The sequence below is a fragment of the Promicromonospora sp. NPDC057488 genome, from assembly GCF_042802395.1.
In the GTDB taxonomy this organism is placed as follows: Bacteria; Actinomycetota; Actinomycetes; order Actinomycetales; family Cellulomonadaceae; genus Promicromonospora.
Genome location: NZ_JBHVEG010000099.1, coordinates 1 through 23,357 on the forward strand (window position 1 = coordinate 1; position 23,357 = coordinate 23,357).

Here is a 23,357-nt window from a genome sequence, read left to right on the forward strand (position 1 = left end):
GCCCGCAAGAGGTGCGCTGCAGTTCTACTTCGCCAGAGTTCTACTTCGCTGCAGTTCTACTTCGCCAGAGTTCTATCTCGCCACGGTTCTACTTCGGCGTCGTCTGCTCCGCCGCGGCGATCGCCTTGGCGAGCTCCTCCTGCAGCGGCTTGACCGTCCTCGAGTCCGGGTGCAGGTCCAGGGCCCGCAGGTGCTGCTTGGCCTCGAACACCCGGCCGGCCTCCAGCGCGGCGAGCACGAGGTGCTTGCCCACGACCGGCGAGTGCTCCCGCACCCGCCAGTGCCCCACGCCGAGGCCCAGGGCCTCCACGGGCATCCCCGCACCGCGCAGGATGGCGAGCCCCTCGGCCAGGGCGTTGCCGTCGGGGTCGCGCTCGGCGGCGGTGATGAAGCGGCGGACGGCACCCTCCGGGTCGTCGGCCAGCGACAGCCTGCCCAGCTCGATCAGGGGGTACCAGCCGCGCGGGTGCCCGGCCAGCTCCTCGGCCAGCGACCAGACCGCCAGGTCGGCCTCCTGCTGCTTGGACTCCGGGATCTCGTCGGAGTCCCGCAGCGGGTCGTCCAGCGTGGGGTCCTCGGCGGCCCGACGGCGGACGATCTCCGCCAGGGCGGCGAACGCCTCCTCGTTGTTGGGATCGTCGGTGAGCTGCGCGCGTAGCGCGTCCTCGTGCCCTACGTCCCCACGCCGGGGTGCCGACGGTGACTGCCGGCGCGTGCCGACCGTGGAAGCGGACAAGGGCCGACGGATGAGGCGACGGAGCCGGTGCATCAGGGCCATGCCTCGACCCTACAGTTTCTCACCCGTCGGCACTGGGGTAGCACTGTCGCGAAAGTCCGTTTGTGGACTCCCCACAAGTCGGGCTCGTATGCTGCCGGGGTGCCAGCAACACGACGGGCCGCTCGAGCCAGTGCCCAGGAGACCGACCAGGAGGCCGGGCAGGTAACCGACCGCAGCACGGATCAGGACGCCGGCCAGGCACCCGAGCCCGAGACCGACGCCGGACTGGACCCTGCCGGTTTCCCCATGAACCTCCAGCGCGTCCGCGAGGCCAGCGGCCTGCTGACCGCCGCCGCGATGCGCCGTCTCGACGAGGACCTGAACTGGTACCGCGAGCTGCCCGCCGAGGACCGCTCCTACGTGGGCCTCGTCGCCCAGGCCGGCATCAACGCCTTCACCTCGTGGTTCACGGACCCGGACCGCCCGCCGCACGGCGTGAGCGAGATCTTCGCCGCCGCGCCCACCGAGCTGACCCGCTCCATCTCCCTGCAGCACACCCTGCAGCTCGTGCGCGTGGTGGTCGACGTCGTCGAGACGCACTCCGACCGGATCGCTGCCCCCGGCGGCGAGCGGGACCTGCGCGAGGCCGTGCTGCGCTACTCCCGCGAGGTCGCGTTCTCCGCGGCCGAGGTCTACGCCCGCGCCGCCGAGTGGCGCGGCGCCTGGGACGCCCGGCTCGAGGCCCTCGTGGTCGACGCCCTGGTGCGCGGTGACGGCGACGACTCGCTGCGCTCCCGTATCTCCGCGCTCGGCTGGAGCGGCAAGGGCAACGCCCTGGTCGTGGTCGGGGTCGCCACCGAGGAGCTCGACGAGATCCGCACCGCCGAGATCCGCCGCGTGGCCCGCCGCGCCGCCGGCGACGCCCTCGTGGGCATCCACGGCGACCGCCTCGTCCTGGTGCTCGGCGGCGAGGGCGACCTCGTGGCCGCCGCCGGCTCGCTCCTGTCCCGGTTCGGCACCGGCCCGGTCGTGATCGGCACCCAGGTGCCCAGCCTGACCGACGCCGCCCGGTCGGCCCGCTCGGCCCTCGCCGGGCTCACGGCCGCCCCGGCGTGGCCGCAGGCGCCGCGCCCGGTCATGGCCGACGACCTGCTGCCCGAGCGCGTGCTGACCGGCGACTACACCGCCCGCGCCACCCTGATCGCCCAGGCGTTCACCCCGCTGCAGGACGCGGGCGGCGCCGTGCTGGAGACGCTCTCGGCCTACCTGGGCACTGGTCGCTCCCTGGAGGCCGCGGCCCGTCATCTGTACGTTCACCCCAACACGGTGCGCTACCGCCTGCGCAAGGTCTCCGAGATCACGGGCTGGGACCCGCTCGACGCGCGCGAGTCGTTCGTGCTGCAGGTGGCGCTGGCGCTGGGCCAGCTCGGCCGCGGCTGAACCCGACGAGACGTACGTCACTAACCTGCGCGCGGAACGGGCGCCTTGTAGGTTCCCGACAAGGGCCCCTGACCAGGTTGGTACAGGTCGCGACGTCCCGTGAGCGGCCGGGGTTGGCAGAGTGGACGCGTGCTCGCCGTCGTCTGCCCTGGACAGGGCTCTCAGACCCCCGGGATGCTCAGCGACTGGCTCGAGCTGCCCGGCACCGAACAACGCCTCGCGGCAGCCTCCGAGGCCGCGGGCCTCGACCTGGTCGCGCACGGCACGACGTCGGACGCGGACACGATCCGCGACACCGCCGTGGCCCAGCCGCTGATCGTCACCACCTCCCTGCTCGCGCTGCGCGCCCTGCTGGACGGCCGCGCCGCCGCTGACGTCGTCGACGTCACCGCCGGCCACTCGGTCGGCGAGCTGTCGGCCGCCGCGGTCGCGGGCGCCCTGACGGACGACGGTGCGGCCGGCCTGGTCGCCCGCCGCGCCCGGGCGATGGCCACGGCCGCCGCCGCGGCGCCGTCGGGCATGAGCGCCGTCGTGGGCGGCGACCCGGACGAGGTGCTGGCCGCGATCGAGGCCGCGGGCCTGTGGCCCGCCAACGTGAACGGCGCCGGCCAGACGGTCGCCGCCGGCGCGCTGGAGGATCTCGCCAAGCTGGCCGAGAACCCGCCGACCCGCGCCCGCGTCATCCCGCTGCAGGTGGCCGGCGCGTTCCACACGCCGTTCATGGACGCCGCGCGCGCCGAGTTCGAGCCGGTCGCCCTGGGCTGGGACGCCGCCGACCCGACGCTGCCGTTCCTCGCCGACCTGGACGGGACCGCCTACACCGGCGGCGCCCACGGCCACGGGGCCGGCGCCGACGTGCTGCGCAACATCGCGGGCCAGGTCACGGCCCCGGTGCGCTGGGACCTGATCATGACGAACCTCGCCGAGCGCGGCGTCACGGGCCTGCTGGAGCTCGCCCCCGGCGGCGTCCTGACGGGTCTGGCCAAGCGCGGCCTGAAGGGTGTCGAGACGGTGGCGGTCAAGTCGCCCGCCGACCTCGACGCGGCCCGCGAGCTCATCGCGGCACACAGCAACGCCCTTTCCAGCGGCACGAGTGCGACCGGAGCAGACCAGTGACCTCCCTCCAGCAGGCCCAGCCCACCCAGTTCTCGCGGATCCTGGCGATCGGCGCGGAGCGCGGTGAGCTCGTCGTCACGAACGACGACATCGCGGGCCCCATCGACTCCTCGGACGAGTGGATCCGCCAGCGGACCGGCATCGTCACCCGGCGCCGGGCCGGCGCCGACAAGGACATGCTCGACCTCGCGGAGGCCGCCTCGAACCGTGCGCTGGCCGCCGCCGGCCTCACCGGCGCCGACATCGACGCGGTCATCCTGTCGACGATCACGCACATGCACATGACGCCGTCCGGGGCCGCGATCCTGGCCGAGCGCATCGGCGCGACGCCCGCCGCGGCCTATGACGTGTCGGCCGCGTGCGCCGGCTACGCCTACGGCATCGGTCAGGCGGACGCCCTGGTCCGCGCCGGGCTCGCCCGCCACGTGCTGGTGATCGGCGCCGAGAAGCTCAGCGAGATCATCGACCCGACCGACCGCTCCATCTCGTTCCTGCTGGGCGACGGCGCGGGCGCCGCGATCGTCGGCCCCTCGGACACGCCGGGCATCGGCCCGACGGTGTGGGGCTCGGACGGTTCCAAGGCCACCGCGATCCGCCAGACGCACTCCTGGACCGAGCTGCGCGAGGACCCCTCGCTCGGCTGGCCCACGCTGCGCCAGGACGGCCAGACGGTCTTCAAGTGGGCGAGCTTCCAGATGGCCCCCATCGCCGAGAAGGCGATGGCCGAGGCCGGCGTCACCGCCCAGGACATCCAGGTCTTCATCCCGCACCAGGCCAACATGCGCATCATCGACCAGATGAAGAAGCAGCTCGGTCTGCCGGATACCGTGGTGATCGCACGGGACATCGCCGAGACCGGCAACACGTCCGCCGCGTCGATCCCCCTGGCCGCCGAGCGGCTCCTGTCCGAGGGACAGGCGAACTCCGGCGACCTGGCCCTGCAGATCGGGTTCGGCGCGGGCCTCGTCTACGCGGCACAGGTCGTGGTGCTGCCGTAGCCGTTGGACGGTCCACGGACGTGACCCGTTGTGCATTCCGGTCGCGGGATGCGCCAAGATCTGACCAGCAAGACTCCGGTGCCCGACGGCGCCGGTGACCGTTACCGAAAGATAAGGAAGTCCCATGGCCAACACGGACCAGGAGATCCTCGAGGGCCTCGCCGAGATCGTCGCCGAGGAGACGGGCCTCGACACGGCCGACGTCCTGCTCGAGAAGTCCTTCACGGACGACCTCGACATCGACTCCCTGTCGATGATGACCATCGTCACGCACGCCGAGGACAAGTTCGGGGTTCGCATCCCGGACGAGGAGGTCAAGAACCTCGCGACCGTCGGTGACGCAGTGAGCTTCATCAAGGGCGCCCAGGACTGAGCCGCCCCCCGACGGCGGCCGCGCGGCCGGCTGAGATCCACCGGCCCGCGCCGCCGTCGGGCATCGCTGCCCACCGGCAGCATCCTTTAGCACCTGCCCCCATTCGTCCCACACCCTCGGGAGCATCATCATGACCTCCGCACGCGAAGTCGTCGTCACTGGCCTCGGCGCCACCACCCCGATCGGCGGGGACGTGGCATCCACGTGGGAGGCCGCGCTCGCCGGCGTATCAGGGGCGCGCACCCTCGAGAACGACTGGGCCGAGAAGTACGGGATCCCCGTGAACTTCGCCGCCACCATCAAGGTGGACCCGGCCGAGGTCCTGTCCCGCCCCGAGACCAAGCGCATGGACCCGTCCGCGCAGTACGCGATCGTCGCGACCCGCGAGGCCTGGGCCGACGCGGGCAGCCCCGAGGTCGCGGGCGAGCGGCTCGGCGCCGTGGTCTCCTCGGGCATCGGCGGCATCCAGACCATCCTGGACGGCTGGGACACGCTCCGTGAGCGTGGCGCCCGCCGCATGCTGCCCATGACCGTCCCCATGCTCATGCCGAACTCGCCGACGGCCTACGTGTCGCTCGAGATCGGTGCCCGCGCCGGCACGCACGCGCTGGTCTCGGCCTGCGCCTCCGGCGCGGAGGCCGTCGGCTACGCCGCCGAGATGATCCGCTCCGGCCGGGCCGACGTCGTCGTCGCCGGCGGCACCGAGGCGTCGATCCACCCGATGCCGCTCGCCGCGTTCGCGGCGTCGCGCACGCTCTCGCTGCGCAACGACGACCCGCAGCACGCCTCCCGCCCGTACGACATCGACCGGGACGGCTTCGTCCTCGGCGAGGGCGCGGCGGTCCTGGTGCTGGAGAGCGCGGAGCACGCCGCCGCCCGCGGCGCCCGCGTCTACGCCAAGGTCGGCGGCGTGGGCCTGTCGTCCGACGCGTACCACATCACCTCCCCGGACCCCGAGGGCACCGGCCAGGTGACCGCCATGCGCTTCGCGATGGAGGACGCCGGCGTCACCGCCTCCGACGTCGTGCACGTCAACGCGCACGCCACCTCGACCAAGGTGGGCGACCTCACCGAGACCGCCTCGATCCGCAAGCTCTTCGGGTCGGACGCCGACCACGTGCAGCTCTCGGCGACCAAGTCGATGACCGGCCACCTGCTGGGCGGCGCCGGCGCCATCGAGTCGGTCTTCGCGGTCAAGGCCGTGGCCGAGCGCCTGGCCCCGCCGACGATCAACGTCGAGAACCCCGACCCCGAGCTGCAGGTGCCGCTCGTGCGCAACGAGCCGGCCAAGCTGCCGGGCGGCGACATCGCCGCGATCAACAACTCGTTCGGGTTCGGCGGCCACAACGTCGCGCTGGTCATCCAGAACGCCTGAGGCTCCCCCGTCCGCACGTGTCAGACGCTCAGGTCACCTTCGGTGGCCTGAGCGTCTGACATGTCGGGGTGCCTCGCGGCCCCCCTCCTCCTGACATGGAAGAATGTCACCATGGCAATGCGTGAGATCCGAGTGGTTCCCGACCCTGTGCTGCGCACCCCGTGCGACACCGTGACGACGATCGACGACCGCGTACGCGGCCTCATCGCCGACCTGGTCGAGACCGTCGACGACGAGGGGCGCGCCGGGCTGGCCGCCAACCAGATCGGTGTCTCGCTGCGGGCCTTCTCGTGGAACATCGAGGGCGAGATCGGCTACGTGATCAACCCGCGCATCGTCGAGCTCGGCGAGGAGCTGCAGGACGGCGGCGAGGGCTGCCTGTCCGTGCCGGGGCTCTGGTACCCGACCGTGCGCGCGAACTACGCGCGGGTCGAGGGCATCGACCTGGACGGCCGGCCGGTCACGGTCGAGGGCACCGGGATCATGGCGCGCTGCCTCCAGCACGAGACGGATCACCTGGACGGCATGGTCTACCTGGACCGCCTGCAGAAGGAGACCCGCCGGGCCGCGATGCGGGAGCTTCGCGCGCGCCTGTGAGGGAGCCCGGCTCCATTTAGTACATATCGCTCATGTGGGATGAGTCATCAGGAGATTCGTCCGGGTACTAGTGGCGGTACGTCCCTTTAGGCAAGAATGTGCCGCACGAACTCGTCGTACGAAGTGATTCTTTCGACAGCATGCGCACCGTTTCGCCTCGCATGTCACGGATGGATCGGGCAGGATGTGGTCCGAAGCACCGCTGTGCAGCCGACCACAGCGTCACCGCCCTGGTGAGGACGTAGGGGAAGACGTACCTCGATCCAGGGAGGAAGACATGGCCGGTGTCATCACGCGGGGTGTGCTTTTTGTGCATTCCGCACCTCGTGCCCTGTGTCCCCACATCGAGTGGGCCGCGGGGAACGTACTAGGCGTGCGCGTTTCCATGGACTGGACCGCACAGCCTGCTGGGCGCAGCCTGTACCGCGCCGAGTACTCGTGGCAGGGTCCGCAGGGCACGGGCGCCAAGCTGGCGTCCGCCCTGCGCGGGTGGTCCCACCTGCGGTACGAGGTCACCGAGGACGCGAGCAACGGGGCCGACGGCGCCCGCTGGTCGCACACGCCCGACCTCGGCATCTTCCACGCCATGACCGACGTGCACGGCAACGTCGTGGTGCCGGAGGACCGCGTCCGCTCCGCCCTGGAGCTCGCCGACCCCCGCGCCATGCGGGACGCTCTCGACCTCGCCCTGGGCGCCGCCTGGGACGACGAGCTGGAGCCGTTCCGCTACGCCGGCCTGGGCGCCCCGGTCCGCTGGCTCCACCAGGTGGGCTGACCCGGCCTGGGCTGACCCGGTCGATCCGGCGTCGAGCACAGCAGTTGCTGCCAGAACGCGGCCCGTTCTGGCAGCAGCTGCTGTGCTCACTGCGTTCGGCGCCGGGGCGGGCGGACGAAGAGGCAGTCGCCCGCCATCATGAAGAGCGAGAAGAACGGCAGGCCCATGACGACGGCGATGCCGGCGTGCATGAGGAGCGCCCCGCCGACCGCGGCCACGCGCAGGTGCCGCTGCAGCAGCAGGAGCGGGAACGTGAGCTGCAGCGCGAGCGTCCCCCACGTCACGGCGGCCACGAGCCACCCGTGGCTCGCGACGAGGTCGGCCAGCGGCGGCCACGGCCGGAACTGTGGCAGCGCCAGCGGGTAGTACACCGCCGAGCCGTCGCGCCACTCGGGCCCCTGGAGCTTGAACAGCCCCGAGAGCACGTAGACCAGGCAGATCTGCGCGCCCACCGCCAGCACGGCGGCGTTGTGCAGCACGTTGCGCACCTGCGTCCGGCCCGGTCTGCTCCGCCGGCGGCGGGCGTCCAGGGACAGGCGGGCGGAGGAGTCCGCGAAGCAGAGGTAGACCAGCAGGATCCGCGAGATGTTGTCGCCCTGGTCGGCGACCAGGGGGTTGATCGCGGTCAGGCCCCACCAGCCGAGCAGGAGCAGCGGCACCGTGAACCGGGCACGCCAGCCCATCGCCACGAGGACCGCCACCAGGAGCAGCGCCACGCAGCCGGCCGTGAGCAGCGGTCCGGCGGCCAGGGCGTGCCCGCCGAGCGGCGTGGCCCAGCGGGCGCCGGTGCCCCACAGGGCCTGGCGTGCCGGGAAGTTCACCGCGACGTACCCGGCGATACCGAGGCCAAGAGCGATGCGCATCAGGGCGACGCCGTAGGTCGCGTGGGCGCGCAGGGTCATCCAGCGGATGCCGGCGTCGAACAGGCGGGTCACGTCGAGGCGGGTCACGGGGTGGACTCCGGACCGACCGGGCCGACGTCGCCAGGTTCGCCCTCGCCGACGACGACGTCACCCCGCAGGGCCGTCCACGTCCGGCGGAACGCGGCGTCGTCCTGGCCGGGCACGACGACGGGCGGGCGCGCGCCGAGCACGAGCTCGGACGGCGCGGGCCGCGCGCCGCTCCCCTGCGGCGCGACCTCCTGCCGCAGGATGCTCGCCTGGACATAGACCGGCTCGGCCCCAGCCGGAGAGGCCGCCGACTCAGCTGCGGCCGGCGCGGCGCCGTCCCCGTAGGCCCGCAACACCTGCGTCGCGTACGCGGCCACGGCGCGGTCCTTGCCCAGGTAGTCGTCGACGACGTCGGGCGCGCCGCCGGCGTCGAGCAAGGCCTCGCGCAGACCGGGCCAGGGGCCGGCCGCAAAGGAGCCACCCGAACCGCCGTCCGCCGCCGAACCGGCCGACCCCGCCGACCCCGCCGAACCCCCCGAACCCGCCGACCCCGCCGACACCAGCACCACCGCCCGCCCCTCCTCGGGCAGCTCCAGGAACGCGGTCCGCAGGTCCGACGCGAGCCGGCGGGACGGGCGGTCGGTCGCCGCCGGGAGCACGTGCCCGGTGAGCGCCCGGACCTCGACCGCCGTGGCGTCGACCCAGGGCCCGGGCACCAGGTCGCCGTCGGGCGCGCCGGCGTAGACGCCCCGCACGCGCAGGGAGTACTCGACGTGCAGCGGCGAGGGCGCAAAGACCGACCAGTTCTGCGCGAACACGGGCGTCATGTAGGGCTCCAGCGCCCGGTGCACGGCCGTCGTCGGCGCGTCCCCGGTGGACTCCCCCGCGGGCCGCCCGGTCAGGTAGCCCGGCGCCGCCCAGACGAACGTGGCCGCGAGGTGCGCGAGCAGCACGACCCAGACCACGACGACCAGCCCACGGACCCGCGCCGGGACGGACGGGACGGCCGGCTGACCCGGCGTCGTCGTCGGGCGGTGCTGGGCAGGAGTCTCGCCCGGGGTGGTGCTCACCGCGCACAGGGTGCCAGAGACCCGGTGCCCGGCGACAGTTCGCCCCCTCAGCGCCCGGGCGCCGAGTCCCGGTCAGGCCCGCCCGACCGGCCCCGCTGGACCGCGCCGAGGAGCACCCGGATCCCCAGGCCCAGAATGACCAGGTCGAGCAGGATCTGCCCGGAGACGAGCAGCCGCACGGCGTCGGTCTGGGCCACGATGTCCCCGAAGCCGACCGTCGCGAACGTCGAGATCGTGAAGTAGAGGGCGTCGGTGCGGCTGAGGGTCTCGCTGAACGTCGCCGGCTCGCGGTCGCTGAGCGTGAAGTACGTCGAGGCGAACAGGAGCAGGAAGAACGGGACGAGCGTCGCGAGCGCCTGGACCGCCCGCATGCCCGGGAACCGGGACCGGACGATGGACCGGATCTCCCAGTACGACGTCGCGCCGAGCGCCGCGAGACCGACCGCCAGGACCAGCGCGAGCGACGGCACCGAGAACCGGTCGAGCGGGAGCACGTAGTAGAGCGCCACCAGCAGGGCCGACGTCGCGAACGCCCGCAGCAGGCCCAGGGTGATCAGGGTCCGGCGGCGCCGCTTGGGCAGGGACCGCACGTCGTGGTTCGCGGCGACGTCGCCCTGCTGCGGTTCGTGTCCGTCCACGTGGGCCACCTCCTGCACCGGGCGTCCAACCTGAGCAACCACCCTGAGCATCCAGAGTGACCCGGGACGCACGCGGCGGCCACCGCGACCCCTCCCGGGATCACGGCGGCCGCCGTCGTTCGGTCAGTCGTGCAGGCGAAGAACCTCAGCCCTTGACGCAGAGCACCGTGCGCAGCCGCGCCACGACCTCGACGAGGTCGGACTGCGCGGCGATCACGGCGTCGAGGTCCTTGTAGGCGCCGGGGATCTCGTCCAGCACGCCCTGGTCCTTGCGGCACTCGACGCCCGCGGTCTGGGCCGCGAGGTCGTCCAGGGTGAACTCCTTCTTGGCCTTGGTCCGCGACATCCGCCGGCCCGCGCCGTGCGACGCCGACCAGTACGACTGCGGGTTGCCCAGGCCGCGCACCACGTAGGAGCCCGTGCCCATCGACCCGGGGATCAGGCCCAGGTCGCCCTGGCCGGCCCGGATCGCGCCCTTGCGGGTGACGATCAGCTCCGCGCCGTCGATCTGCTCGCGCGCCACGTAGTTGTGGTGCACGTTCACGCCCTCGTCGAAGGTGATCTCCCGGCCGCCGTCGGACATGGCCGCGAACTCGTCCCGGACCGCCTGGACGGCGAGCGCCATCATGACGGCCCGCGAGCGAGCCGCGTACTCCTGGGCCCACCACAGGTCGTTGAGGTACGCGTCCATCTGGGGCGTGCCGGCGAGGAACACGGCGAGCTCGCGGTCCACGAGGCCCTTGTTGTGCTCCAGGTCCTTGGCGATGCGGACGTGGTGCTCGGCGAGCTCCTTGCCGATGTTCCGGGAGCCGGAGTGGAGCTGGAGCCAGACCTGGTCGTCCTGGTCCAGGCAGACCTCGACGAAGTGGTTGCCGCCGCCGAGCGAGCCGAGCTGCTTGCGCGCCCGGGTCTCGAGCTGCCGCACCTTCGGGTTCAGTGTCTCGAACCGGTCCCAGAACGCGTTCTCGCCGCGCAGCCGCTCCTGTCCACCCGAGCCCTTGACGGGCCGCAGCCGGAGCAGGTCGACCTGCTCCTCGTGGGAGTGGAAGCCGACCGGGATCGCGGCCTCGATCCGCTTGCGCAGGCGGGAGAGGTCGTCGGGCAGGTCGGCGGCGGTGAGCGAGGTGCGGACGCCGATCATGCCGCAGCCGATGTCGACGCCGACGGCGTTGGGCGACACGGCGTCGCGCATGGCGATGACGGAGCCGACGGTCGCGCCCTTGCCGAGGTGGACGTCGGGCATCACGCGGACGCCCTCGACCCAGGGCAGGGCGGAGATGTTGCGCAGCTGGTTCAGTGCCGCGTGGTCGACGTCGTGCTCGTGCGCCCACATGAGGGTCTGGGCCCGGGCGCCCGACAGGGCGACCGGGAAGTCCGAGGACATGGGAGTGCTCCAGTTCTGTAGGGGATGGCTCGCAGAACCTAAGGGCGGACGGCGGAGGTGCGCCAGGACTTTTCGGCGTCAGCCCGGTTCTCAGCCCAGGTCGGTCCCGTCCAGGGACGACGACGGCTTCTGGTCCGGCAGCCGCATCATGCGGACGGAATTGCCGAGCCCGACGAGGCCGGCGAGCAGCGGGACCAGCAGCGCCACCTGCAGCGACCGGTTGCGGGCCTCCTCGTTGATGGCCAGCACCTCGGCCTCGACGGCGGGCGGCTGGCCGGTGATCTGCTCGGCGAGCTGGGTGTTGCTCATCACCTCGGCGTCGGTCTCGAGCGCGGCGGCGATCTGCTGCTGCTCGGCGGCGGGGATGACCTGGCTCTGCTGGGTGAGCTCGTTGAAGCCGAGCGCGAGGGACGCGAGCAGGATGCCGCCCGACATGGCCAGGCCGAACGAGAGGCCGAAGGACCCGGCGGCCGAGTTCACGCCCGCGGCCTCGCTGACCCGCTCCTCCTCGACGGGGGCCAGAGTGTAGTTGTTGAGCTGCGAGACCAGCAGGCCCAGCCCGCAGCCCGTGATCGCGAGCGGCAGCACGAGGTACCAGCCGCTGTCCACGCGCGGCACGAACGGGATGATGACGGCGATACCGAGGCCGGCCAGCAGGAACCCGGTGCGGATGATCGCGGCCGGACGGCGGTTGCCGGCCCTGCGCCCGGCGACGAGCGCGGCCCCGAACATCGTCAGCGAGAGCGGCGTCAGGGCCAGGCCGGCCTCCAGGGCGTTGTACTCCAGCGTCATCTGCAGGAACAGCGGCAGGGCGATCATGGCGCCGCCCAGGGTGACCTGCTGGAGCATCTGGCCGGTGATCCCGGTGGTGAACGTGGGGTGCCGGAACAGGCCGGGGTCGAGCAGCGGGACCTTGTGCTCCCGGACGCGGCGCACGAGCCAGCGGGCGAGCGTTGCCAGCGCCGCCACCCCGATCACGATGAGCACCCCGACGAGCTCACCGCCCTCCTGCCAGACCAGGATGCCGAGCACCACGCCGCCCATGCCGATCACGGACAGGATCGCGCCGACGACGTCGACCTGGCGGTCGCCCGTGTACGGGACGTCGCGCACGAGCCGGATCTGGCTCAGGACGATCACGATGATGAGCGCCTCCAGCCCGAACCCGACCCGCCACGACAGGTAGGTCGTGACGAACCCGCCCAGCAGCGGGCCGACGGCCGCGGCGATCGCGGCCGCGGCGCCGACCATGGCGTACGCCTGCTTCTGGGCGGGGCCCTCGAAGTTGCCGTGGATCAGCGACTGCATCGCGGGCAGCAGCAGCGAGGCGCCGAGCCCGCCGATGATCGCCCAGAAGATGATGATCGCCGTCAGGCTCTGCGCCAGGGTCATGGCCAGCGCCCCGGTGGCGTACGCGAGCAGCCCGAGGACGTAGGCGCGCTTGCGCCCGATCAGGTCGCCCACCTTGCTGTTGATCAGGATGAACGCGGCCGAGACCAGCGCCTCGAGCGCGATCGCGGACTGCACTCCCCCGGCCGTGGTGTCCAGGTCCCGGATGACGGCGGAGATCGACACGTTCATCAGCGAGGTGTCGACCACCAGCACGAACATCGCGGCGGACAGCAGCAGCATCAGCCGCCGGCTGTGCGCGGTCACGGCCTCGGCGCCGTCGCCAGGTTGGGTACTCATGTCGCCGCCCTTGGCTCACGGGGCGGGTCGGCAGCCCCCGGCGGTGCCACCCGTCGCTCGTCTCGAGCGTACCCAGCCGGACGGCGTCGCGCCGAGCGGGCTCCCCACCTGCGGGAACCGCCTGAGGCAGTAGGATCCTTGCGCGGCTTGGTGCCGCAAGCCCCGTTAGCTCAGCTGGTCAGAGCAGGAGACTCATAATCTTTTGGTCCTCGGTTCAAGTCCGAGACGGGGCACCTAAGGTCCTGGATCTTCCGGTGCGGGCGGCCGACGGCGGCCGCGCTCACCGCGATCCAGCGCGCCGCCTCATCCGCGGCGAGACTGCGCACCGTCCGTCTCACACGCCCACTCTTGACGCTCGCATACAGGGATGCCACGCTTGCGGAGCAATATTTCTCTGATTCCGAGCAAGGATGAGGTTGGAAGATGCGCGCACACTTTCTCGGCAAGGATCCCGAGTCGAACGAGGGCAACTCACCGACCCTCTTCGCCACAGATCGCACGGATCGGGTGACCTATATCGCCCAGGGCTGGAAGGTCACCGACCCTCAGGTGCTCGCTGACGTCGGTGACGTCCCCGACCACGAGGCGATCATCGAGATCCCGGAGGACGTCATCAAGATGTGGGCGCGCCGGTACCAGGAGGGAGTGCTCTGAGCACGCTCATCCCGCCGGGTCCGGAGTTCAGCCGGATGCTGAAGGAGTACGAGCACTCTGCGTTCCGCCTGGAGACACGTGACTCGTACGCCTCGCCGACCGAGGAGACCGCGTTCCAGCAGTTCCTCGCCGGCGAGTCGGTCGACATGGGGTGGTTCCAGAACTGGTTGGCGTCCATCCGCGCGACGACCGCAAACGGCCGCGCCTTCCACCGCGTCCGCGTCGTCTCGGTGCCGCTGAGCGACTACGTCCGGTTCTCCCTCGGTGTCGCCCGGCTCGCCAACGAGGCCGGCGAGGACATCCGGTACGTTGCACGTCAGGATGCCGTTGACCTACCCGAGTTCGACTACTGGCTGTTCGACTCCCGGACCGTCGGCAAGATGCACTTCGACGACGTGGACACCTTCCTCGGCGTCGAGCTGATCGAGGACCCGGCCGTCGTGGTCGAGCTCAACTACCAGCGTGATGCCGCCTGGCACCGCGCGATCCCGAGAGATGACTTTGCCGCGGAACACATCGACGAGCACTGACGTCAACGACGCGCGCGACGCGCTCGCGAGGCGCCTGCGTGAGCTACGGCGAGCTGCTGGCCTGACAGGTCAGCAGCTCGCCCTGTCCCTGTCCTGGCAGCCCTCCAAGGTCTCCAAGATCGAGCACTCCCGGCAGACCCCGTCGGACGACGACATCCGTGCGTGGTGTCGGGCCTCGAGCGCCGAGCAGGAGACCGAAGGCCTTCTGGCGGCCCTGCACACGTTGGAGACCCGGCACGCGGAGTGGCAGCGGCAGTTCCGCGGCGGCGTCGCGAGCGTCCAGGCACAGACGGCACGCCGAGAGGAGACCACGGAGCTTCTTCGGGCGTTCGAGCCGACCTTTGTTCCTGGACTGCTCCAGACCCCGGGGTACGCACGGCATCGGTTCACCGAGGTCACGCACAAGTTCGGGCACCGCCGGGACATCGACGCCGCGGTGGCAGAACGGATGCGTCGGCAAGAGATCCTGTACCAGCCGGGCAAACGGTTCCACATGGTCATCACCGAGGCAGTGCTGCGGTACGCCCTCTGCCCGCCCGACGTGATGGTCGGCCAGGTCGACCGGCTGATCTCGCTGTCGATGCTTCCCAACGTCCGGCTCGGGGTCATCCCGTTCGACAAGCGCTACGCCATCGCCCCGGCACACGGATTCTGGATCCACGACGACGACCTCGTTCAGGTCGAGACCTTCTCTGCCGAGCTCAACCTCGCCCAGCCCGGCGAGGTCGAGCTGTACACCAAGGTGTTCGAAACGCTCGCGTTGGACGCCGACTACGACCGCAAGGCCCGTGCGCACCTCACCAGGGTCGCCGAGGAGCTCATGGGCCAGGTGGAGCACACTCCGGACCGGCCGGAGCAATCGTGAGCAAGTTCCTCGCCGCCGTCGGCCGGCGGCCCTACTGTCCTTGACGTGACCTCGAAGCAACCTGAGCCACACGAGACGCGGCGCACCAGCGACGGTGCGCCGCTCATGATCGCGTGCGACATCGACGGAACCCTGCTTCGCACCGGGCGCCCGCCGACGCCGGCCGTGCGGCACGCGACGCAGGAGGTGCTGCGGGCCGGGCATCACATCGTCCTGGCGACGGGCCGGTCCGTGAAGGGCGCCGTGTCCGCGGCGCTGCAGCTCGGCCTGCGCGACGTCTGGATGGTCACGAGCAACGGCGCGGTCACCGCGCACCTGGTCGGCGAGCACTACCAGGTGGTCGAGGAACACGCCGTCGACGCCGCGGCGGTCATCGGCATCGCGCTGCGAGAGGCGCCTGCGGTCCGGGTCGCCGCCGAGATCGTCGGCGTCGGCTGGCGGGTGAGCGCCCCGTTTCCCGGGCACGAGCTCAACGGCGCCCAGCGGCAGGCGCCGCTCGACGAGTTCCTGGCGAACCCGACGCCGCGGATCGCCCTGCACGGGCCCGACGCCTACCGCATGGTCCCCGCGCTCATCGCACAGGGCGTCACCGCCATCGCGACCCGGCTCGACTGGGTCGACGTCACGCCACCCCAGATCTCCAAGGCCTCCGCGCTGGAGAAGGTCCGCATCGAGCTCGGTGTCGACACCGAGCGCACGGTGGCGATCGGCGACGGGGAGAACGACATCGAGATGTTCGGGTGGGCCGCGCGCGCCGTCGGCATGGGCCACGCCTCACCGTTCGTCCTCGCGGCCGCGACACACCGCACGGGATCGCTCGACGACGAGGGCGCTGCGAGCGCCCTGCTGTCGCTGCTCGGATAGCGTCCGGCCCCACCCGACTGGCGTCCCGCCGACCCCTTTCGATCCTCCCTACATGGGTAACGCGCCCTCACCCGCGGAGAGGCAAGCCCATGCGTACCACGATCGCCGCGAGCCTGACCGCCCTGGCCCTGACCTTCGGTCTCGCGTCATGCTCTGTGCCGACGGAACCCGTCACGGACGAGGCAGCGACCGCCGAGACCACAACTTCCGCCCCGGCCTCGAAGCCGAAGGAGTCGAAGGAGTCGAAGGAGTCGAAGGAGTCGAAGGAGTCGACCGAAACGAAGGAGGAGGAGAAGGCCGAGCCCGAACTCACAGAGTCCCAGCAGCAGGCCATCGTCTCTGCGCAGGACTACCTCGACTACCAGGCCTTCTCACGGCAGGGCCTGATCGACCAGCTCTCCAGCGAGTACGGTGACGCCTTTCCTGTGGAGGATGCCGAGTTCGCCGTCGACTCGCTGGACGTCGACTGGAACGAGCAGGCGGCCAAGGCCGCTCAGGAATACCTGGACTATGACTCGTTCAGTCGACAAGGCCTCATCGATCAGCTCTCGTCCGAGTACGGCGACCAGTTCACCGTGGAACAAGCAACCTACGGCGTCGACCAGACCGGCCTGTAGCTCGCGTCGCGCGAGGTCCCAGCAGACACCGCAGGCAGCGAAAAAACCACCTCCTCCGCTCCTGGCCGGAGCGTGAGCAGCCAATTAGCCTGCACAACATGACGACCGGGCCCCGGAACAGTCGACTGATGATCGCGTGCGACATCGACGGGACTCTCCTGCGCACCGGGCAGCCGCCGACGCCGGCCGTGCACAGTGCGACGCAGGAGGTGCTGCGCGCCGGGCACCACATCGTCCTGGCGACGGGCCGGTCCGTGAAGGGCGCGGTGTCCGCGGCCCTGCAGCTCGGCCTGCACGACGCGTGGATGGTCACGAGCAACGGCGCGATCACGGTGCACCTCGTCGGCGACCGCTACCAGGTCGTCGAGCAACACCGGGTCGACACCGCGACCGTCATCGACATCGCGATGCGGGCGGCGGCAGCGGTACGTATCGCCGCCGAGATCGTCGGCGTCGGCTGGCGGGTCAGTGCCCCGTTCCCCAGGCACGAGCTCAACGGCGCCCAGCGCCAGGCCCCGCTCGGCGAGTTCCTGGTCAACCCGACGCCCAGGATCGCCCTGCACGGGCCCGGCGCTCACCAGATCGTCCGTGCGCTGCTCGCGTGTGGCCTGACCGCGGTCGCGCCCCGGCTCGACTGGGTCGACGTCACCCCGCCCAGGATCTCCAAGGCCTCCGCGCTGGAGAAGATACGTAAAGACCTCGGCGTCGAGCCGGGCCGCACGGTCGCGATCGGCGACGGCGAGAACGACCTCGAGATGTTCCGGTGGGCCTCGCACGACTTCGCCATGGGACACGCCGCGCCGTCGGTCGTCGCGGCCGCGACCTACAGCACGGGATCGATCGACGACGACGGCGCCGCGACCGTCCTGCGGTCGCTGCTGACATGAGCCCGGCCTCGGCACAAAACCCACCCGCGCCCGACCTGGGCCAGCTCTTCGCCGAGTGCGAGCACACCGCGTTCCGCCTCGAGCTGCTCGAGCGGTACAACTCGCCGAACCTGCGTGAGCCCCTGCGGCGGTACCTCGCGGACGGGACCACGGACATGGCGTGGCTGGAGGGCTGGCTGGCCACGATCCGGGAGCGGGTCGCCGAGGGCAAGATCGTCAGGCGGGTGCGGGTCGTGTCGCTGCCGCTGTCCGACTACAACCGGTTCGGACTGTGGACCGCCGCCTTCAACAACGAGGCGGGCGAGGACATCCGCTACCTCGCCCGCGACGACGCAGCCGGGCTGCCGGAGTTCGACCACTGGCTGTTCGACTCGCGCAGGGCAGCCCGGATGTCCTTCGACGACGGCGTGGCGGTCAGCTCCACCCTGATCGACGACCCGAACGTCCTGGTCGAACTCAACCACCAGCGCGACGCCGCCTGGCATCGATCCGTCGCGAGAGACGAGTTCGCCGTGGAACACCTCGACCGACGCTGAACGGCCAGAACAGGGCTGAGCCCTGGGAAGCGCGCACCCGCGCTCCCCAGGGCTCCCCGTCAGCCGAGGACCTACAGGTCGACCTCGTTCCCCCCGATCGTCACCACGAGCCGGCCATCCGAGGCGAACGACCAGTCCAGCGCCCCCGAGTACTGCGCGCACCGGGACCCGTTCGAGCCGGACCACCACTGGTTGCCGCCGGCGTCGGTCCCGATGATGCGGTCGTTCGAGCCGCTGTTGCAGGACGTGTTGTCGCGGAACGTCGACGAGCCGCCGTCGAAGTTGAAGTTGCGCTCCGCGCTGCCGATGCTCAGGTTGTTCGACACCGTCAGCGACCCCAGGTTCCGGTTGTAGCCGAAGCCGTGCTTGCCGTTGTCGTAGGCGATGCTGCGGCGCACGACGTGGTTGACCGCGATGTCCTCGCCGCCGAGCTTGTAGCCGTTGCGGTCGCCGTTGCCGGCCTGCGAGCCGTCGGACAGGGTCCCGTTCTCGTACGAGAGCGAGTCCTCGATGGTCACCGCGCCGATGGGGCCGGTGTCGTCCTTGGTGTACAGGTCCCAGCCGTCGTCGATGTTGTTGTGGGACACGGTGTACCGGAAGACGTTCCCGCTGCCCACGGTGAGCTTGGGCGCGAACCCATCGGCGTCCTCCCCGTCGGAGTCGGCGTTGTCGTGCGACTCCGAGGAGACGACGAGGTTGTTCGACGGCCACTCGCTGCTCGGCGCCCCGGCGGTGTACCGCGAGATCTGCAGGCCCGAGTCGTGGTTGAACCGCGTCACCACGCGCTCGATGATGTTGTTGTCCCCGCCCAGCAGGATGCCGTTGTCACCGGCGTGCTCGACGACGAGGCCGCGCAGGTGCCACCAGTCGCCGCCGATCGCGATGCCCCGGTTGGCGGGGTCCTCGCTCTGGGCCGAGAAGTTCAGCACCGGCCGCTCTCCCGGGTACGCGAACAGCTCGGTCCGGTTGCCGGAGGTGCCGCTGTTGCCCGGCGCGATGTCGAGCGTCTGCGACAGGTTGTACGTGCCGCCCCGCACCGAGATGGCACCGCCGGGCTCGATCCGGTCGATCGCCGAGGCCAGCGTCGTCGGGTCGGACTCGGTCCCCGAAGCACCGTCGGTACCGCCCGGCGCCACGAACAGGGCGTCCGCGCTCGGCTGCTCGCCGGGCTCCTCCCCCGGGTCCTCACCGCCCGGCTCCTCGCCGCCGGGGGCGGCGCTCGCGTACGTCTCGAGCTCCGCGATCCGCGGCGTGGCCGAGGAGCTGGTGATCTCGAAGTTGATCTTGGTCAGCGAGGTAGCCGCGAAGCTGATGACGCCGGCCCCGCTGCCCGTGGCCAGCACGGCGCCGTTGCCGTTGTTCACGACCCGCCAGGAGCCGATGTTCCCGACGGCGCCGGACGCCTCCCGGACATTGATCGCCGACACCGTCGTGGCGCTGCCCCACTTGACCGAGACCCGGCCCGTGGCGCCCGCCGGCGACCAGTACGTGCTCGTGTCGCCGTCGAGCACGTTGCCGTAGCTCGTGCCGCTCGCCTTGCTGGAACCGTCGGCGCCGGCGCCGAGGCTCAGGTTGGCCCCGGTCGGCGGGTCGGTCGGGTCGGTCGGGTCCGTCGGGTCCGTGGGGTCGGTCGGGTCCGTGGGATCGGTCGGGTCCGTCGGCGTGCAGCTGCCGTCCGAGACCTGCAGCCCGGTGTTCGCCCCCGCCGTCTCGGCGACGACGGTCGGCACGCAGCTCGCGGCGTCCAGCGGGTACGAGTAGGGGATGCTCACCGAGGTGTTCGACGTCGGGTTCGGTCCCGCGGGGTTGTTGTCCTCCCCCGGGCTGGACCAGGTGACGTTGTCGAAGACGTTGCCCGCGACCTGCCAGAAGCCCGCCTGGTCGGTGTAGAACGTGCCGAGCACGTCCTTGGAGTCCTCGAAGTAGTTGTTGTCCACCTTCGCCTTGGCGCCGGCCCGCGAGTTGATGCCCGACTCGACCAGCCCCACGTAGTGGTTGTTGTAGATGTGCGCGATGCCGCCGCGCAGCAGGGGCGTGCGGGAGTTGAGGTTCTGGTACAGGTTGTGGTGGAAGGTGACGAAGCCGTTCGAGAGGTCGCTCTCGCTGGACCCGATCAGGCCGCCGCGCTCCGAGTTGCGCAGGATGCTGTACGAGAGGGTCACGTACTTGGTGTCGTTCTTCATGTCGAACAGGCCGTCGTAGCCCTCCGACTCGCCGCCCGAGGCCAGCAGCGTGAGGTGGTCGGCCCACACGTTGCGGACGCCGCTCTCCATGCCGATCGCGTCGCCGCCGTTCGACGTCGGCGAGCCCGACTTCTTCACGTTCTGGACGGTGACGTTCTGGATGATGATGTTGCTGGACTCGCGGATGTGGATGCCGATCTGGTCGAACACGGCACCGCTGCCGACGCCGACGATCGTGACGTTGCTGATCTGCTTGAGCTCGATCACGTCGTCGGCCGTGCTGCAGCTGTCGCCCGAGACCTTGCTGGTGTTGCCGTGGTTGATGGTGCCGGACACCTCGATGATGATCGGGGTGCTGCTGCTGGCCCGGCTGCACAGCGCGGTGTGGATCGCGGTGCCGGTCGTGGCCCGGACCGTCTGGCCCCCGGCGCCGCCGGTGGTACCGCCGTTCTGGGTCGCGTAGCCCGTGGCCGAGCCGGTGGCGGCCGCGGCGTCGGGGACGGACTGTGCGGTCACCCCGATCGCGACGGCGAGGGCCGTCGCGGCCACCGCCGAGAGGAACTGGACAGCTCTTGGTCGTCTCATCTCATTGCCTCACGTTCGTCGTTGAATGCGGGACATTGCTGTGGTGCGCGCAGCGGGTGAATACGGGTAACCGGTTTCCCAGATCCTAGTAACCGGTTTCTCGGATGGCAACCCCCTCCCTCGCCCGGGTCCACGAGCACCGGGGAATACATGACCAGTCATGTTGTTGGGATGCATAACCAGTCATGCAACTCATCGCTCGGAAGGCGAACCCCATGCAGTTCGGAATCTTCGGCGTCGGCGACATCGCGCCCGACCCGGTCACCGGATACACGCAGAGCGAGGCGGAGCGGATCAGCAACATCGTGCGCATCGCGCAGCGCGCCGACGAGGTGGGCCTGGACGTCTTCGCCATCGGCGAGCACCACAACCCGCCGTTCATCCCGTCCTCCCCCACGACGCTGCTCGGCCACATCGCCGCGGTGACGAAGAACATCGTGCTGAGCACGTCGGTCACCCTGATGACCACCAACGACCCGGTGAAGATCGCCGAGGACTACGCGACGCTCCAGCACCTGGCCAAGGGCCGGCTCGACCTCATGGTCGGCCGCGGCAACACCGCGCCCGTCTACCCGTGGTTCGGCAAGAAGATCCGCGACGGCGTCGGGCTCGCCCTGGAGAACTACAACCTGCTGCACCAGCTCTGGCGCGAGGACGTCGTGGACTGGGAGGGCCAGTACCGCACCCCGCTGCAGGGCTTCACCGCCACCCCGCGCCCGCTGGACGACGTGCCGCCGTTCGTCTGGCACGGCTCGATCCGCACCCCCGAGATCGCCGAGCAGGCCGCCTACTACGGCAACGGGTACTTCGCGAACCACGTGCTGGCGCCCAACTTCCACTTCAAGCCGCTCGTCGACTTCTACCGGCAGCGGTTCGAGCACTACGGCCACGGCCGCGCCGACCAGGCGATCGTGGGCCTCGGCGGCCAGGCGTTCATCGCGAAGCGGTCGCAGGACGCGGTGGACACGTTCCGCCCCTACTTCGAGAACTACGCGCTGTTCCGCGGCATGAAGCTCGAGGACTACATGCGCGACACGCCGCTGACCGTCGGCAGCCCGCAGCAGATCATCGACAAGGTCCTGACCTTCCAGGAAGGCTTCGGTGACTACCAGCGCCAGCTCTTCAACCTGGACGGACTGGGCATGTCCGTCGAGATGGCCCTGGAGCAGGTGGAGCTGCTCGGCACCGAGGTGGTCCCGGTGCTGCGCAAGGAGATGGAGTCGCGCCGCGCGCCCGGCGTCCCTGACGCCCCGACGCACGCCAGCCTGATCACCGCCAAGTACGGCGACGCCGAGCCGCGCCAGCCCCGGCCGAACCCGAACCGCGGCGACAACCTGTCGGGCCCTTCGCCCTACCAGGACACCGACGCCGCCGTGCAGGCCCGGTTCCCGGCGGTGGCCTGACGATGGCCGGCACCACGCGGCTCGCGAACGAGGCCTGGGAGGCGCTCTTCCGGGCCCAGGCCACCATCGCGCGCGAGTTCGAGGCCGCCGACATCTGGGCGGACCTGCTGCCCAACGAGTACGGCGTGCTCTACGCCCTCTCCACCGCCCCGGACGGCCTGCGCATGAAGGACCTGATCGACGACGTGCTGCTCACCCAGGCGGGCGTCTCGCGCCTCGTCGCCCGCATGGAGCAGCGCGGCCTCGTCGTCCGCGGGGACGACCCCGACGACGGCCGCGCCTGTCGCCTGCGCCTGTCCGCGGACGGCGCCGCGATCCAGCGCCGGATCGGCGCCCAGCACGCGGACCACGTGGCGCGGGCCATGACCCGCGCCCTGAGCCGGACGCAGCTCGAGACGCTCCGGGACCTGTCCACCGCACTGCTCGAAGGGAGCCGTCAGCCATGACCGTCGAACCGCTGAACCTCGTGGTGGTCAGCGCGGGGGTGAGCGAGCCGTCGTCGACCCGGCTGCTGGCCGACCGGATCACGCAGAAGTCGCTCGACCTGCTGCGGGAGGCCGGGATGCCGGCCACGGCGAGCGTCGTCGAGCTCGGCCCGCTCGCCGTCGACATCGCGCGGGCCCTCGTGTCGGGCTTCCCCGGCGAGGACCTGAAGCGCGCCATCGCGCGGCTCGCGGCGGCGGACGCCGTCATCGCGAGCACGCCGGTCTACAAGGCCGGGATCAGCGGCCTGTTCAAGTCATTCGCCGACGTGCTCGACAACGACCTGCTCGTGGCCAGGCCCGTGGTGCTGGCGGCCACAGGCGGCAGCGCCCGGCACGCCATGGTGCCCGACGAGCAGCTCCGCCCGCTGTTCGCGTTCCTGCGCGCCCTGCCCGTGCCCACCTCGGTGTACGCGACGCCGGAGGACTGGGGCTCCCCCGACCTCGGCCGGCGGGTCACGCGCGCCGCGACCGAGCTCACGCTGCTGCTGCGCAGCGGTGTGGGCCACCAGATCGCGGACACCGCCTGGGACGGGTACCAGCACCAGTTCTCGGGGAACGCGACGCGCGCCGAGAAGTCGGTCGCGGACGTCGACTTCACGACGGACCTCATGCGGCTCGCCGCCGGGGGCGGCCGCTGAGCGGAACCCGCCGCCGACCACGACGACGCCGGTCCGGCGCCCCGTAG

The 23,357-nt window shown here is 71.1% G+C and carries 24 protein-coding genes and 1 tRNA gene; 18 read left to right on the plus strand and 7 right to left on the minus strand.

The features are described from left to right. Positions 1 to 88: 88 nt before the first annotated feature. The gene (locus ACFU5G_RS19075) at positions 89 to 778 is read right to left on the minus strand and encodes a hypothetical protein (RefSeq protein ID WP_377248195.1); all 690 of its coding nucleotides are present in this window, start codon (positions 776 to 778) and stop codon (positions 89 to 91) included. A 246-nt stretch (positions 779 to 1,024) separates the two neighbouring features. Here ACFU5G_RS19075 and ACFU5G_RS19080 point away from each other — a divergent pair, with 246 nt between their 5' ends. The 7 genes from ACFU5G_RS19080 (at position 1,025) to ACFU5G_RS19110 (ending at position 7,392) form a co-directional block, all read left to right on the plus strand. Continuing rightward, on the plus strand, positions 1,025 to 2,158 hold the full coding sequence (locus ACFU5G_RS19080) for a PucR family transcriptional regulator (protein ID WP_377248255.1): 1,134 nt from the start codon (positions 1,025 to 1,027) through the stop codon (positions 2,156 to 2,158). A 129-nt stretch (positions 2,159 to 2,287) separates the two neighbouring features. After that, positions 2,288 to 3,274: an ACP S-malonyltransferase gene (locus ACFU5G_RS19085; protein WP_377248198.1), complete on the plus strand. Its 987-nt coding sequence runs from the start codon at positions 2,288 to 2,290 to the stop codon at positions 3,272 to 3,274. Then, positions 3,271 to 4,272, plus strand: coding sequence for a beta-ketoacyl-ACP synthase III (locus ACFU5G_RS19090; protein WP_377248201.1), 1,002 nt, complete (start codon positions 3,271 to 3,273; stop codon positions 4,270 to 4,272). Before ACFU5G_RS19085 ends, ACFU5G_RS19090 begins: the two co-directional genes overlap by 4 nt. Before the next feature lie 124 nt (positions 4,273 to 4,396). Beyond that, positions 4,397 to 4,645 (plus strand): acyl carrier protein, encoded by a 249-nt coding sequence (locus tag ACFU5G_RS19095; protein ID WP_020014121.1) that lies wholly within the window; start codon positions 4,397 to 4,399, stop codon positions 4,643 to 4,645. A gap of 130 nt (positions 4,646 to 4,775) precedes the next feature. Next, a complete protein-coding gene (gene fabF, locus ACFU5G_RS19100; protein ID WP_377248204.1) occupies positions 4,776 to 6,020 on the plus strand; it encodes a beta-ketoacyl-ACP synthase II in 1,245 nt (414 codons plus the stop codon). Between the two features lie 111 nt (positions 6,021 to 6,131). After that, positions 6,132 to 6,617: a peptide deformylase gene (def, locus tag ACFU5G_RS19105; protein WP_142037654.1), complete on the plus strand. Its 486-nt coding sequence runs from the start codon at positions 6,132 to 6,134 to the stop codon at positions 6,615 to 6,617. A 277-nt stretch (positions 6,618 to 6,894) separates the two neighbouring features. Next, complete coding sequence (locus ACFU5G_RS19110) at positions 6,895 to 7,392, plus strand: DUF3145 domain-containing protein (protein ID WP_377248207.1); 498 nt, start codon at positions 6,895 to 6,897, stop codon at positions 7,390 to 7,392. 86 nt (positions 7,393 to 7,478) lie between these two features. Here ACFU5G_RS19110 and ACFU5G_RS19115 read toward each other — a convergent pair whose 3' ends face one another. The 5 genes from ACFU5G_RS19115 to ACFU5G_RS19135 form a co-directional block, all read right to left on the minus strand. Further along, on the minus strand, positions 7,479 to 8,342 hold the full coding sequence (locus ACFU5G_RS19115; protein ID WP_377248211.1) for an HTTM domain-containing protein: 864 nt from the start codon (positions 8,340 to 8,342) through the stop codon (positions 7,479 to 7,481). Continuing rightward, positions 8,339 to 9,352 carry a DUF5819 family protein gene (locus ACFU5G_RS19120; RefSeq protein WP_377248214.1) on the minus strand — a complete coding sequence of 338 codons (1,014 nt, stop codon included), beginning with the start codon at positions 9,350 to 9,352 and terminating at the stop codon, positions 8,339 to 8,341. The genes ACFU5G_RS19115 and ACFU5G_RS19120 overlap by 4 nt, the downstream gene beginning before the upstream one ends. Positions 9,353 to 9,399: 47 nt before the next feature. Then, positions 9,400 to 9,990, minus strand: coding sequence for a potassium channel family protein (locus ACFU5G_RS19125; RefSeq protein ID WP_377248217.1), 591 nt, complete (start codon positions 9,988 to 9,990; stop codon positions 9,400 to 9,402). 145 nt (positions 9,991 to 10,135) lie between these two features. Continuing rightward, positions 10,136 to 11,374: an RtcB family protein gene (locus ACFU5G_RS19130; RefSeq protein ID WP_377248219.1), complete on the minus strand. Its 1,239-nt coding sequence runs from the start codon at positions 11,372 to 11,374 to the stop codon at positions 10,136 to 10,138. Between the two features lie 90 nt (positions 11,375 to 11,464). Continuing rightward, on the minus strand, positions 11,465 to 13,063 hold the full coding sequence (locus tag ACFU5G_RS19135; protein ID WP_377248222.1) for an MFS transporter: 1,599 nt from the start codon (positions 13,061 to 13,063) through the stop codon (positions 11,465 to 11,467). A 159-nt stretch (positions 13,064 to 13,222) separates the two neighbouring features. On the opposite strand from ACFU5G_RS19135, the gene ACFU5G_RS19140 reads away from it, so the two are divergent. From ACFU5G_RS19140 to ACFU5G_RS19175, 8 genes are all read left to right on the plus strand, one after another. Continuing rightward, positions 13,223 to 13,296, plus strand: a tRNA-Ile gene (locus ACFU5G_RS19140). Between the two features lie 190 nt (positions 13,297 to 13,486). Continuing rightward, positions 13,487 to 13,717 carry a hypothetical protein gene (locus ACFU5G_RS19145; protein ID WP_377248225.1) on the plus strand — a complete coding sequence of 77 codons (231 nt, stop codon included), beginning with the start codon at positions 13,487 to 13,489 and terminating at the stop codon, positions 13,715 to 13,717. A 35-nt stretch (positions 13,718 to 13,752) separates the two neighbouring features. Then, the gene (locus tag ACFU5G_RS19150) at positions 13,753 to 14,247 is read left to right on the plus strand and encodes a DUF6879 family protein (RefSeq protein ID WP_377248228.1); all 495 of its coding nucleotides are present in this window, start codon (positions 13,753 to 13,755) and stop codon (positions 14,245 to 14,247) included. Continuing rightward, on the plus strand, positions 14,183 to 15,112 hold the full coding sequence (locus ACFU5G_RS19155; RefSeq protein ID WP_377248258.1) for a helix-turn-helix domain-containing protein: 930 nt from the start codon (positions 14,183 to 14,185) through the stop codon (positions 15,110 to 15,112). The genes ACFU5G_RS19150 and ACFU5G_RS19155 overlap by 65 nt, the downstream gene beginning before the upstream one ends. Before the next feature lie 45 nt (positions 15,113 to 15,157). Then, on the plus strand, positions 15,158 to 15,976 hold the full coding sequence (locus tag ACFU5G_RS19160) for an HAD family hydrolase (RefSeq protein WP_377248231.1): 819 nt from the start codon (positions 15,158 to 15,160) through the stop codon (positions 15,974 to 15,976). An 89-nt stretch (positions 15,977 to 16,065) separates the two neighbouring features. Beyond that, positions 16,066 to 16,593, plus strand: a complete 528-nt coding sequence (locus tag ACFU5G_RS19165) for an Ltp family lipoprotein (protein ID WP_377248234.1) — start codon at positions 16,066 to 16,068, stop codon at positions 16,591 to 16,593. 98 nt (positions 16,594 to 16,691) lie between these two features. Further along, on the plus strand, positions 16,692 to 17,480 hold the full coding sequence (locus ACFU5G_RS19170) for an HAD family hydrolase (protein WP_377248237.1): 789 nt from the start codon (positions 16,692 to 16,694) through the stop codon (positions 17,478 to 17,480). Further along, positions 17,477 to 18,016, plus strand: coding sequence for a DUF6879 family protein (locus ACFU5G_RS19175; protein WP_377248240.1), 540 nt, complete (start codon positions 17,477 to 17,479; stop codon positions 18,014 to 18,016). Before ACFU5G_RS19170 ends, ACFU5G_RS19175 begins: the two co-directional genes overlap by 4 nt. A gap of 71 nt (positions 18,017 to 18,087) precedes the next feature. On the opposite strand, the gene ACFU5G_RS19180 is transcribed toward ACFU5G_RS19175, so the two are convergent. After that, entirely contained in the window at positions 18,088 to 20,784 is a 2,697-nt protein-coding gene (locus ACFU5G_RS19180; RefSeq protein WP_377248243.1) for a polysaccharide lyase family 1 protein, read from the minus strand. A gap of 215 nt (positions 20,785 to 20,999) precedes the next feature. Here ACFU5G_RS19180 and ACFU5G_RS19185 point away from each other — a divergent pair, with 215 nt between their 5' ends. From ACFU5G_RS19185 to ACFU5G_RS19195, 3 genes are read left to right on the plus strand one after another with little or no spacing between them, the layout of a single operon-like run. Then, positions 21,000 to 22,187 (plus strand): CE1758 family FMN-dependent luciferase-like monooxygenase, encoded by a 1,188-nt coding sequence (locus ACFU5G_RS19185; protein WP_377248246.1) that lies wholly within the window; start codon positions 21,000 to 21,002, stop codon positions 22,185 to 22,187. 2 nt (positions 22,188 to 22,189) lie between these two features. Continuing rightward, a complete protein-coding gene (locus tag ACFU5G_RS19190) occupies positions 22,190 to 22,633 on the plus strand; it encodes a MarR family winged helix-turn-helix transcriptional regulator (RefSeq protein WP_377248249.1) in 444 nt (147 codons plus the stop codon). Then, on the plus strand, positions 22,630 to 23,310 hold the full coding sequence (locus ACFU5G_RS19195; protein ID WP_377248252.1) for a CE1759 family FMN reductase: 681 nt from the start codon (positions 22,630 to 22,632) through the stop codon (positions 23,308 to 23,310). Before ACFU5G_RS19190 ends, ACFU5G_RS19195 begins: the two co-directional genes overlap by 4 nt. Positions 23,311 to 23,357: the final 47 nt, after the last annotated feature.

Bases quoted from the DNA above. Each gene is read 5' to 3' on its own strand.
- ACFU5G_RS19170 (WP_377248237.1), top strand. From the start codon at position 16,692: ATGACGACCGGGCCCCGGAACAGTCGACTGATGATCGCGTGCGACATC.
- ACFU5G_RS19165 (WP_377248234.1), top strand. From the start codon at position 16,066: ATGCGTACCACGATCGCCGCGAGCCTGACCGCCCTGGCCCTGACCTTC.
- ACFU5G_RS19145 (WP_377248225.1), top strand. From the start codon at position 13,487: ATGCGCGCACACTTTCTCGGCAAGGATCCCGAGTCGAACGAGGGCAAC.
- ACFU5G_RS19150 (WP_377248228.1), top strand. From the start codon at position 13,753: ATGCTGAAGGAGTACGAGCACTCTGCGTTCCGCCTGGAGACACGTGAC.
- ACFU5G_RS19110 (WP_377248207.1), top strand. From the start codon at position 6,895: ATGGCCGGTGTCATCACGCGGGGTGTGCTTTTTGTGCATTCCGCACCT.
- ACFU5G_RS19185 (WP_377248246.1), top strand. From the start codon at position 21,000: ATGCAGTTCGGAATCTTCGGCGTCGGCGACATCGCGCCCGACCCGGTC.
- ACFU5G_RS19195 (WP_377248252.1), top strand. From the start codon at position 22,630: ATGACCGTCGAACCGCTGAACCTCGTGGTGGTCAGCGCGGGGGTGAGC.
- ACFU5G_RS19130 (WP_377248219.1), bottom strand. From the start codon at position 11,374: ATGTCCTCGGACTTCCCGGTCGCCCTGTCGGGCGCCCGGGCCCAGACC.
- ACFU5G_RS19135 (WP_377248222.1), bottom strand. From the start codon at position 13,063: ATGAGTACCCAACCTGGCGACGGCGCCGAGGCCGTGACCGCGCACAGC.
- ACFU5G_RS19175 (WP_377248240.1), top strand. From the start codon at position 17,477: ATGAGCCCGGCCTCGGCACAAAACCCACCCGCGCCCGACCTGGGCCAG.
- def (WP_142037654.1), top strand. From the start codon at position 6,132: ATGGCAATGCGTGAGATCCGAGTGGTTCCCGACCCTGTGCTGCGCACC.
- ACFU5G_RS19155 (WP_377248258.1), top strand. From the start codon at position 14,183: ATGCCGCCTGGCACCGCGCGATCCCGAGAGATGACTTTGCCGCGGAAC.
- fabF (WP_377248204.1), top strand. From the start codon at position 4,776: ATGACCTCCGCACGCGAAGTCGTCGTCACTGGCCTCGGCGCCACCACC.
- ACFU5G_RS19075 (WP_377248195.1), bottom strand. From the start codon at position 778: ATGGCCCTGATGCACCGGCTCCGTCGCCTCATCCGTCGGCCCTTGTCC.
- ACFU5G_RS19190 (WP_377248249.1), top strand. From the start codon at position 22,190: ATGGCCGGCACCACGCGGCTCGCGAACGAGGCCTGGGAGGCGCTCTTC.
- ACFU5G_RS19180 (WP_377248243.1), bottom strand. From the start codon at position 20,784: ATGAGACGACCAAGAGCTGTCCAGTTCCTCTCGGCGGTGGCCGCGACG.
- ACFU5G_RS19095 (WP_020014121.1), top strand. From the start codon at position 4,397: ATGGCCAACACGGACCAGGAGATCCTCGAGGGCCTCGCCGAGATCGTC.
- ACFU5G_RS19080 (WP_377248255.1), top strand. From the start codon at position 1,025: ATGAACCTCCAGCGCGTCCGCGAGGCCAGCGGCCTGCTGACCGCCGCC.